Source organism: Butyrivibrio sp. MC2013, from assembly GCF_000424585.1.
Classification (GTDB): Bacteria; Bacillota; Clostridia; order Lachnospirales; family Lachnospiraceae; genus Butyrivibrio.
In genome coordinates this window covers 1-10,978 of sequence record NZ_AUKE01000038.1, presented here as the reverse complement: position 1 = coordinate 10,978, position 10,978 = coordinate 1, and the positions used below count along the sequence as shown (strand labels likewise).

The 10,978-nt window shown below is 40.1% G+C and carries 11 protein-coding genes and 3 pseudogenes; 1 reads left to right on the top strand and 13 read right to left on the bottom strand.

All coding sequences use genetic code 11. The annotated features are described in order from the left end of the window. Positions 1–288 (top strand): annotated as a pseudogene (locus tag G636_RS20760) (IS66 family transposase); the annotation flags it as partial. Between the two features lie 101 nt (positions 289–389). Here the strand turns inward: G636_RS20760 and lgt are convergent. The 13 genes and pseudogenes from lgt to tnpC form a co-directional block, all read right to left on the bottom strand. Continuing rightward, entirely contained in the window at positions 390–1,268 is an 879-nt protein-coding gene (lgt, locus tag G636_RS0114140; protein WP_242826983.1) for a prolipoprotein diacylglyceryl transferase, read from the bottom strand. A 29-nt stretch (positions 1,269–1,297) separates the two neighbouring features. Continuing rightward, the gene (gene ychF, locus G636_RS0114135) at positions 1,298–2,395 is read right to left on the bottom strand and encodes a redox-regulated ATPase YchF (protein WP_026508575.1); all 1,098 of its coding nucleotides are present in this window, start codon (positions 2,393–2,395) and stop codon (positions 1,298–1,300) included. 195 nt (positions 2,396–2,590) lie between these two features. Then, a complete protein-coding gene (locus tag G636_RS0114130; RefSeq protein WP_242826982.1) occupies positions 2,591–4,033 on the bottom strand; it encodes an RNA-binding domain-containing protein in 1,443 nt (480 codons plus the stop codon). 333 nt (positions 4,034–4,366) lie between these two features. Next, positions 4,367–4,909: pseudogene (locus G636_RS18735) on the bottom strand (PDDEXK nuclease domain-containing protein); the annotation flags it as partial. 110 nt (positions 4,910–5,019) lie between these two features. After that, a complete protein-coding gene (locus tag G636_RS0114120; protein ID WP_026508573.1) occupies positions 5,020–5,385 on the bottom strand; it encodes an ACT domain-containing protein in 366 nt (121 codons plus the stop codon). Positions 5,386–5,421: 36 nt separating this feature from the next. After that, on the bottom strand, positions 5,422–5,625 hold the full coding sequence (locus G636_RS18730) for a GNAT family N-acetyltransferase (RefSeq protein ID WP_330364003.1): 204 nt from the start codon (positions 5,623–5,625) through the stop codon (positions 5,422–5,424). Between the two features lie 23 nt (positions 5,626–5,648). Continuing rightward, positions 5,649–5,954 carry a hypothetical protein gene (locus G636_RS20650; protein ID WP_026508572.1) on the bottom strand — a complete coding sequence of 102 codons (306 nt, stop codon included), beginning with the start codon at positions 5,952–5,954 and terminating at the stop codon, positions 5,649–5,651. Positions 5,955–5,983: 29 nt separating this feature from the next. Further along, positions 5,984–6,199: a hypothetical protein gene (locus G636_RS0114105; RefSeq protein WP_196803121.1), complete on the bottom strand. Its 216-nt coding sequence runs from the start codon at positions 6,197–6,199 to the stop codon at positions 5,984–5,986. Positions 6,200–6,346: 147 nt separating this feature from the next. Continuing rightward, positions 6,347–7,093 carry an MmcQ/YjbR family DNA-binding protein gene (locus G636_RS0114100; protein ID WP_026508570.1) on the bottom strand — a complete coding sequence of 249 codons (747 nt, stop codon included), beginning with the start codon at positions 7,091–7,093 and terminating at the stop codon, positions 6,347–6,349. Positions 7,094–7,125: 32 nt separating this feature from the next. After that, a pseudogene (locus G636_RS18725) lies at positions 7,126–7,724 on the bottom strand (DUF1349 domain-containing protein). 33 nt (positions 7,725–7,757) lie between these two features. Then, a complete protein-coding gene (locus tag G636_RS0114090; RefSeq protein ID WP_026508569.1) occupies positions 7,758–8,183 on the bottom strand; it encodes a hypothetical protein in 426 nt (141 codons plus the stop codon). 55 nt (positions 8,184–8,238) lie between these two features. Further along, positions 8,239–8,490, bottom strand: coding sequence for a nucleotidyl transferase AbiEii/AbiGii toxin family protein (locus tag G636_RS0114085; protein WP_026508568.1), 252 nt, complete (start codon positions 8,488–8,490; stop codon positions 8,239–8,241). A gap of 444 nt (positions 8,491–8,934) precedes the next feature. Continuing rightward, the gene (tnpC, locus tag G636_RS0114075) at positions 8,935–10,863 is read right to left on the bottom strand and encodes an IS66 family transposase (RefSeq protein WP_026508566.1); all 1,929 of its coding nucleotides are present in this window, start codon (positions 10,861–10,863) and stop codon (positions 8,935–8,937) included. Between the last annotated feature and the right edge of the window lie 115 nt (positions 10,864–10,978).

Sequence of the window (10,978 nt, the reverse complement as noted above, 5' to 3'; positions counted from 1 at the left end):
TATTATAAGGATGGTTACAACCTGTATAAACGAATGGAGAAATACATGCATAACCATCTGCTGTTCCTTCATGATAAAAGAGTTCCGCACAATAATAACTTAAGTGAGCGTCAGGCTCGTAAGGTAAAACGTAAAATCAAGCAGGTCATGACATACCGGTCATTCAGCAGTCTAGAGTATTACTGCGATGGATTGGGTGTGCTGGTTACGCTGCGCGAAAATGATCCCAGCAATATTTACACGAATGTGTCAGAGATATTTGATAGAAAATACCGGTGGTCCGACTGATAAAAGTCTAGATCACCGGTATTTTTATCTCAAGTTGGGGTCTGAACAGTAACGAAGAATCTCTGTTATCGTATACATGCAAAAGTCTCTACATCTACAGATCACTCAGTAATATTCTTCACAGCTATCCGCCTGCGAACATAAATATCTGCGATAACAGATATGAGGAGCATCCCTATAGCCAGCATCTGAGATACAGGAAGCACAGTCCCCGGGATCTTTAACTGATCTGTACGAAGAGTCTCGATCATAGCTCTTCCCAGGCCATAGCCGCCAAAATACAAGAGCATGATCTCACCATTAAACTTCTTGTGCTTAAGGTAGAGGAGCATCAGGCACAGTATCGTGAGATTCCACATGGATTCATATAGAAATGTGGGATGAACCTGGATATAATTGCTGCCCTCAGCCATGTGAGACTTCATGAGAGTGGTGATTTCACCGCTCCTAACCATATTAAGAGGGATCCTCATAGCCAGAAGATTATCGCTGTAATCCCCAAAGGCTTCTCTATTGGTAAAATTGCCCCATCTGCCAATGATCTGCCCCAGGATCACTCCATATACAACGGTATCAGCCATCACAAGAAAGCTCTTCTTCTTGATCCTGGTATATACAAACAGCGTCACGATGCCGGTCAATACACCGCCATATATAGCAAGTCCGCCATTTCTGATATTCAATATCTGTATAGGATCATTCTTGTACATATCCCAGCTGAAAATGACATAATACAGCCTTGCTCCTGCCACACTTATAAGCACCAGATATGTAGCCAGATCCCAGTAATCATCAGGATTTTGGCCGGTCCTTGAAGCTATCTTTGAAACAAGCGTCACAGCAAGGAGCACTCCCAGCCCTATTATGACACCGTACATAGCTATGCTAAAGCCAAATACTGAAAAGCTCTTTGGCACATAGTTCAGATATATCCCCAAATGCGGAAAGGCAATGGACATATCCTCCATCAGTTCAGGCATATTTTCTCCCCCTATAAGTCATTACAGTATCATACATTGAATCTAAAGAGGATCACATCTCCATCCTGAACCACGTATTCCTTACCTTCCATACGTACCAGGCCCTTCTCCCTTGCATTGGAAAGTGAGCCTTCATTAAGAAGATCCTGATAATTGATAACTTCAGCCTTGATAAAGCCTCTCTCAAAATCAGTATGGATCTTACCTGCAGCCTGAGGAGCCTTGGTACCGATCTTGATAGTCCAGGCCCTGCACTCATCCTCTCCTGCTGTTAGGAAGCTCATAAGCCCGAGAGTCCTGTAGCTTGCCTCTATAAGCTTATCAAGACCTGACTTGGTCAGTCCCAGATCGGCCAGGAATTCCTTTTTCTCATCTTCATCAAGCTCTGCTATCTCTGACTCAATCTGAGCACTGATAGCAAAGACTTCACTGTTATTCTTTGATGCCCACTCTCTTACCGCCTGGACATACTTATTGGAAGCACCATCATCTGCCAGATCTTCATCCTTGACATTGGCAGCAAAGATCACAGGCTTGGAAGTCAAAAGATCATATGTATTAAGAAGAGCCTGCTCATCATCTGTGAGATCTTCCATATCTTTGACCAGCTTATCATCTTCAAGAGCAGCCTTGATCTTGTTCAGAAGCTCCAGCTCCTTGGCAGCTTCCTTGTCCATACGTGCTGTCTTGGTAGTCTTGGCGATCCTTCTCTCCAGCACTTCAAGATCAGCAAAGATCAGCTCAAGATTAATAGTCTCTATATCTCTCACAGGATCTACAGATCCGTCTACGTGTACCACATTGGTATCTTCAAAGCATCTTACTACGTGAACAATAGCATCACACTCACGGATATTGGCCAGGAACTGGTTACCCAGACCCTCACCCTTGGAAGCACCCTTTACAAGTCCTGCAATATCAACAAATTCTATAGTAGCAGGTGTGACCTTCTTGGTATTATATAATTCACCCAGCTTCCTGATCCTCTCATCAGGTACTGCTACAACGCCCACATTGGGATCTATTGTTGCAAAGGGATAATTCGCAGCAAGTGCCCCTGCGTTTGTAAGTGAGTTAAAAAGTGTACTTTTTCCAACGTTCGGCAAGCCGACGATTCCTAGTTTCATTTTCTATGTATCTCCTTCTAAAAATGCTTTATTTAAGCCATTTGTTATCTCAGCTTATTGTACCGAGTACCACGCCGGGCACCATTTATCTATTATGACATAAAAATAGTCCTGACACAGCGAATATATATTACCATGTCAGGACGGATTTGTAAAAACGTGTAGTGACAACTTTCGTACACCACCAGCCATGCGTTATTCCTCAATAATTCTCCAATAACCACCCTTGGTTTTACCAACTCTATCGACGAAACCATTTTGCCTTAAATATGATATATTGTTATCAATAGCAGTAGTGCTTATGCCTATTTTCTCCGCCAATTCATGCTTTGTAATATATGGATTCTGCTCAATTTCCAGTAATATTGTCTGCCTTCTGGGATTTAATATGGGTCTATCCACATCGGAATTACCAACTTTTTTACCAACCTTTTTACCAACTTCATTAAGCCTGTTAAACGGAATCGTAACCACAATTGAATTTTCTCTAAAGGTAATAGCATCCTTGCCATATGTGTCAATAATGGTAGGAACTCCTCTTCCAGACTTTTCACTTATATGCAGTTGCAAGAATATCTCCGATAATTTCTCATTAACCGGAACAGACTCACCAAGATAAAACCCTTCCATTGTCTGTGCCGGTGCCAACGTCCCTCTGGATAATATTTCGATTCTATCAGAATAAACTGAAATCATCGGTTCATTTCCGGACGCCCAATAATTATGAAGTACTGCATTAATAATAGCCTCGCGAAATGCTTTGTTATCAAACAAAGGTACTTCTTTGCGTTCAACGACTCTGTCTGTTTCATCCGCTTGTATAATATTCAAAACATCTCCATACTGGAGCAAGCTATCCAGCGAATAAAGAATACAATTATTGCCAAATTCACGAACAGAAAACAAAGGCGCACTCTTCGTTTTTCCCTCAAATATTGAAACCCTGAGCGGTATATGAGAATTATCTGATAGAAGCTGGGCAAGCATATTATACTCACCGTCTTTATTTCTAAGTTTTAAGTTTTTCTCAAACGTTTCTTCTTTAAGAACTATCCCTTTTGAGCCATAATATCCAAACAGTTTGTTAAAGGTTAAGTCCTGATATTTTGCCGGAATAGTCTCTATAGTTTCTATACGCCCATCCAAAATTTTAAAAAGCTGGATCTCACGTTTTGGATATTTCTTTATATTATTTTTTGAAGAGCCAATTCTGATAAAACGAGTTTCACGGAATGATGTGGGTATTTCCGTTGCCGGTGGAATAAGTAATGCAACTACTCTTTTACCGTTGATTTCTACCTCTTCAAAAGAAAAATTAATACTTGGAGAAAGATTTCTAGCCAAGTAATTTTGATACGGTTCTTTGTTATAGTCACAGTACTGATTAAAATTTGTTCCAACTATCTCATGGGTATCATCATTAACACCCCAAATAAAATACGCCATTTCCTGGTAATGAAATGCTGCTGCATTCGACAACGCAGAAACATATTCTCCAAGCTCTTCCGGCTGAAACCAATTCTCTTTAAATTCAAACCATTCTTGTTCATCGTCATAAGAACATAGCTCGATAATCTTATCTGTCAAACTCATAGATTTACCAACCTTTTTACCAATGTATTTACCAACCAGATTCATTATATCACATTGGTAAATAAGTTGGTAAATAAATCGGTTAGATCTAAAAAACAAACCCTCCGCAGTTCATGTCAAATAGCAGAAGTAATTATCCATCTAATGACATAACCGGAAGGGTTTGTTTTGTATTTATCAAGACGCTTAAGGATAAGCGCGTTTGCACTAAGGCTCATTTTGGGAAGTAACTATTATTATCACTTACTTATCATCATGGCCAAGTCTACCGAACTACGCCAGTACTTACGCCATCGCTACGCCAATATTTTATTTTTTTGTGAAGATATGGGAATTTATGTGAAATTTATGATATGTGTGAATTCCGAAATAATAAGGCTTGGTGTTGTAAAAGAGCATATCAATAAACTTCTCAGTATCACCTACTTCAATCCTGACTTCTCGACCCATATATGCAAAGCCTGTACCAAGTTCCATAAGGAACTTCTCAGCCTTGTTTATAAGCGCATCCTTAAGCTCTTTCTCATCATACTTTTCTCTCAATGTTAAGAAATCAAATCTATATGGATCCTTCGTCATAGCCTGCGCAAGATCACTCTGCTCTGCCGGTAATGTTAATGCAAAATTTGTTACCGCCTTACCTTGCCTCTCATATAGATCAGTATCAAGGAAGTTCAAGAGTACATTCCTTGACCAATTGTTCTCCAATGTTTTCTTCACATAGAACAGTGCCTTTGCGGAATCTCCTTTACACTTATCTATGATAACTTTGTTATGCCCCCAAGGAATAAAAAATATTGCATTTTCCAAATCGTCCCCAGCCTGGGGACGATTTAATTCATTTTCAGAATCGTCCCCAAGTTGAGGACGATTTAATTTTTCTGGATACATCTCATAAAAATATCTCATATATTTAAGATTTGGGAATTGTTAGAAAAAATGAAGATATGTAACTAGGCGTGACAACACGTGAAATGGGCTAGTTGCCTCGATTCCTAGTTTCATATTTGTATATTCTCCTCCTAACATGATCAAATCACTTTATATCCAGCCTCTTCAAGTACCGATAATGCTCTGTCAAAATTATCAGCTTTAGTCAGGATATAATCTGTATTATAGGTCGATACTGCAAATATCCCTATCTTATTATCAGCCAATATGACTGAAATCTTTGAAAGAATTCCAATAAGAGAGAAATCCAGAACTCCCTGTATCCGAAATGCTCTCCATCCATCGTCCCTTTCCAAAGTATTGGCAGGAGCATCCTCTGTCTTACATACTAAAGATATCTCCTCATCCGTTTTCCCAACAAAATAAAAACTCTTTGTGACATCTATATCTGAATCTTGTTTCAATTTACATACTGTAAAATCATAGTGTATCTTCTTTAATTCCATATAATCATTCTCCACTCTAAAAGGAAGATGTTCGTATTATCCAAGGATTCTCTCCATCTTCACATGAGGAATACCATCTTCCATAAATGGCTCTGACACAACCTCAAAGCCTTCTTTTGCATAATAGCCTATGGCATATTCCTGGGCTTCAAGGTATATCTTCTTAGCCTTTAGCCGCTCTGTTGCTACCCTTACGCCTTCATGAAGGATCTGTCCTCCCATGCCTTTACCATGCTCCAGTGTAACGACTCTTCCAATCTGAGCTACTCCTGTTCAAGAGCATCCATTTTCTGCTTAGCTGTATCAAGTATTGCTTCCATCTGATAGATGTGCTGAGGAATACTTTCAGCAGCCAGCCTGTTCTTGAAGCGGCTCTTCATGGCGTTGTACTTCTGCTCCACTTCATATTCAGGCACCCAGATCTGAGCCTCATTTATTTTATCCATGACAAGCTCTTCCTGCGGGAAAGCTATTCCTTCATCCACAACTTCATTCCAAATTCTGATAATCTCCGTTAAATCTTTTTCCGTGTATTTTCTAATTTCCAAATTCATCTTCTTTAGTTCCATAAATCATTCTCATTAGATTAGTTTTAACATCATACAATGAACCGATATTTTCCCTTTCCTGCACCGGTTATTGTCTCAGTTAATCCCAGGGAATACATCTTCCCTAACAATGTAGAAGCAGGTCTTTCAGTTATTCCAAGTACCTCTATCACATCACTTCTTCCGAATATCTTTTCCATCCCAAAAGCTTCATACAACTTTGTAATATTGCTCTTCATCTTAAATGAGATTTCTTTGGTATCCAACAGATTCAAAATGCTGTTTTGTTCTGGAATGTGTTGTCCAATGTGCTGTTCAATGTGTTGTTTTGACGTTGAATGTGTTGTTTTTTTTCATCTTATATGCATGTACCTGTTTTTAAGCTCGTTATGCTCCTTAAGAAATGCATTTCTTTATTTTAAAGCTGCGCTGAGGCTGTTAGGAATCCCCCTCGGTCCACGCACAGCATATATTCCATAGTCAGATTTTAGCCTGTCAAAAGTAAACTTGTCAGGCTTATATCTTTTCTGAAGTTTTATCTTCATAAGTGCTGTGATCTTGAGATTCTTATCCTCATAATCATATGGGATATCGACCTCTTTAACCTTGCACTTATAGAGAATTGCAGATACAGGTGCACCTACATACATAAACACTGTATCACCCTTTATAATTCCAGCGCCCTGCTTCCAATCTATTTCATCAGCATTGTCAAAAGCATGTTCAATGTCATAACATTTTGGATTTGCAGGCACTATCCATTCCTTGGGCTGACGGAATTTATCCTTTTTCTTCTTGGATGCAGTATCTAAAAAGCTGGCATCTATTATATTACAGATTTCATCAAGGCTCACTGTGCCATCAAGCAGTATTGTCATCCAGCTGCCCTTGTTCATGTGATATCCAGGATAAAAACCCGGCTGCTGAAGCAGGATATCTCGCAACATCAGATCGTCAATCTTAACATTTAAAACATCAACTTCATCAGTGGATTCAATCCCCAGCTTATCTCTGCCTATAGTAGCTATCAGAGCAAACCACTTACGATTGTCTTCATGCCTGTATACTGCAAAGCTTGGATATCTCTTCCAAAGGTATTCTGGAGATGCCTTGTATTTATTCTTTATGTACTTGGATACATCATCTCTTATGGATGCCATCAAAACACCTCCTGCTATAATCTCACACATTATTAGTCCGGCTGCTGACCATCATGAGCCTTCCATGCGCACTCTGTTATTTGCATATCTGTAAACACAGCCTTGAAGCTGGAATCTTCCGGACTGCACGCATAGATTCCGAAGGAAATCGTTCCGGCTCCTTCCCACATATGGCAGACTCTCATTTGAGAAAATTTTTTCCATCGTAGGAACACTCAATACAGTAATCATCTTCTCTCCTGCTAAGTCTATACCACATCTGCTTTACATCTGTTGAAATAGCCGTAGTTGCCCAATCAGAATCCCCATGGTTTGTAACAACAGAGCCAAGATGCTGGAACTTTTCGTTTTCATACTCAACAGAAGCCTTGAGCCAATTCTCTGAATCAAGATACATGACAATCCCACACTGATCAAAACGATGATGGCTGTTAGTAAAGTCTGTCTTTACCATAAAGGAGAAGAATATATCATCTGTTTCCATCTGCAATACAGGAGCATTGTCATTCCTAAAATGATAGTAGGTTCTCTGCCACAAATCTGTGTGCGGCATCGTTGTTACCTCAATGCATTTTTCTGTGATTTTATAATCCTCCGGCTCCCTGAGCCATTTCATTTTTTTAATCATCATTATCACCCCTGTATTTTGTATAGTCGCACTCTATCAAAACTGTAGGTTATTCTTTTCTATATATTCCTGAATCTTATCACGCATTTCCAAATATACCCACTCAGAATCAGTATTCATGCCAATACCATCCCGCTCAGCAGCTGCCGTAAGATCAGCAACAATCTCATTACAAAGGACTTTAACATCTTCAATCTTAGTAAGTTTCTTTGCCTGCTCAAAGCAAAGCTCTGCACCGTCTCTTAGATAATCTGCTCCCTTATCATCCTCATCACCGGTATATTCCTGCGCTTTTACATAAAAACCATTCCATGAGTTTTCGATTTCATCGGCACATGGTGCTTTTTCAGCCCTCATAAGGAATAAATCCAAATCGTAATAACCATTGTCACTGTATTCTATTATGAGCTCTATAAGCTCTTCTTTGCTAAAAGAATTAAGTACTTCTCTGATATCTTCCATCTCTGTCCTTTCAGTTAGTATCGTCAATCATTTCCCCATCACTTGATATATCTGCCTACGTTTGTACTTCTTCTCTTGTCAGATTTGGAACAAAATCCAAATCTATATCAACCGACAATCTTGGAAGGTTAAAAACAGTCAGATTTATTGCCGTTCCACCCTTAAGCAACAGATGTTCACGCATATATTCATGCGTATTTAAAAAATCAAGAATTGTCCTCAATCGAAGAACCTTCTCAAATGTATCGCGATTAAAACCATATTCCCGAGCTCTTACATCAAGCTCTCTTCTATTAAATAGCGGCATCTTCTAGTCCTCCGTTTTTCATTCTCTTAATATTCTTTGGATAGACCAACCTCCATTCGCCGGAATAAGCAGGCTCATTTATGCCGGTTACCAGATATCGTTTTGAAGCTCCGCTCCTATCCTTACATATCTTTATAAAATTATCGCTTATGCCGAGTTCCCTCTGATATTCACTAAAGATAAAACCTGTCTTCCGATATAAAAAGGCATTGTCATATAAAGCTAGATATTTTGTAAGCGGTAAACAAAAGGCGTATAGAAAAAGCCCCACCAAATTGATAGAATCCTATAGGAGTACTATCAGCTTGGTGGAGTTTATTTTAGGAGTCACGAAAGTCATAAAAGTTTGTGCACTTTCGTGACTTTTGTTACCTTCTGTTTTGGGGTCGCTAATAATCCCTGCTGATTATTCTTGCAGGGACGTAAGGCGTTATACTGTTGCCATTATGCGGTATTCTGCCCCGGGTCATCTGGAGCAAGCGATGCCGCCTTCTTGGGCGGCTTTGGAACCATTGGCTCCGGAAACATGGAGGAATACAGGCTATTGCGCCTGCACATGCATTCATGCTCATACTCATGAAATGCATCTGACCACGGCATCACATCCTTTAAGCATTCAGGATCTGTCACATTACCTTCATCATCAAGGAAGTCTGGTATCTTTTCGAGAAGGTATTTGATATATTCATACGGATTTACATGGTTAGCCTTTGCTGTTTCAACAATAGAGTACATGGCTGCATTAACCTCTGCTCCAAGAATTGTATCAGCAAAGAGCCAGTTGGCTCTGCCTCGGGAGTAGGATGCTATATATCTCTCACTCGATCCGTTGTCGATTGGGATGTTTCCATCATCGAGAAACCTGCAAAGGTATTCTTCCTGATTTATGGCATATGAAATAGCCTTGGATAGCTTCTCTGAACGTGGTTCATCAGAAGCCTCAAGTTCATGAATGTAATCAAACAGAGCCTTAACTTTGGGTGCTACAAACTCTTTCCTTGCAGCAAGCCTGTCATCAACAGCCATGTTCTTAAGCTTCATTTCTTCGTGATATATACCTCTTATGAGCATGAGTACTCTTACCTCAGACAGCTGCATTATCTCTTCTTCAGACATGTTCTTAAGATCCCTTACAAAGAGGGAGAGTGCGAAATATCTGCGACAATGCATCATGCATCCTGTGACAGTTATCCGTCCTTCACTTTCTTTCTCCATCACATGGTAGGAAATGTAGGCATCGCAGGTCAGATAACCATGGAATTCCAGAAGCAGTTTCCTGAGATGGTCTGTTCCCCTTGTCTGTTCATAAATGAAGATAATTATAGGATTACCGTCGTAAAGTTCCCCTGTACTGTGCACCCATAGAAAACCCTTGGTTCCAGGAGCACGTCCATCACGGAGTACCTGAAGATATGTCTCATCACAGTTATGGTATGGGCAAAGGAGCATAAGCTGGGTCATATATTTTATGGCAGGTGTCATTATGAGTGGTACAAGCTCATTTACCCATCCGATTATCACCTGTCGTGATAGTTCAAGCCCCTGCATGGAATAGTCTTCAGTCTGCCTGAAAAATGGCAGGGCAAGAACAAACTTCCTGTACAGTATGTCGGCCAGGATAGATGCGGATATATAGGTTCTGTCTTTTAAGGGATTTTTATAAGGAATGGTAGTCATCACGTGCTCTAGGCCTGATGAGATAACCGGAGTGAGTATCTTTTTTACATACAGTGGATTTTCTATTTTTTCAACGACGTAGTGCTCATGCCACATGGCTATACGCCAGTTGCCTACGCCGTAGTCACTGTTGAGCTTGTCGATGTCAAGATCATAGATAAGTTGTGAAGGAAGGCCTTTAAGAGAGTCAAGGAGTCTGCTCCTTTTTGAACCTTTTCCCTTTTTGTTACCATCTTTTTTGCCTTCTTTACGGCCTTCAGGGTTACCTTTGCCGTTTTCTTCCAGGGATTTTCTGTACTCATCAAGGCTTATTATGGTATGGCCATTGTTGTTTCCTTCATTGCAGTCTTCCGTCTGGCTTTCGTCTTCGAATTCTTCAGGCGGATTTTCAGAGGAGGCGAGTGTATCGAGAAACTTCTCTGTGTTTCTGCCAAAGATCGCTCTGTTTTTAAGTTCAAGCTGATCAGACAGCTTCTTTATGGTCTTTTCAAGCTGCTCTATTTTAATGAGGGAGTCCTGGTAATCTTTTGTTAGTTTCTGAAACTGGATAACACCTTCGGTGGTGATCCTGTCAGTTTCCTTTTTGGTACGGAGCAGCTCTTCGTGCTCTGTATGAAGAGAGACATAGGCTGAGAGCAGACTTTCATAGTCCATCTTTAGTGCTGATTCATAGAATCTTTCTTCATCTGCCCTCATACCTTTTCTCCCCCTTAGCTTTTCAAGACCATTTCTGTAAGAGTACTTCCAGTGCTTTAAGTATTTCCTGCTTTTCCTTAATAAGACGCCTGTTCTCCTCTTTTAGTGAACTGAT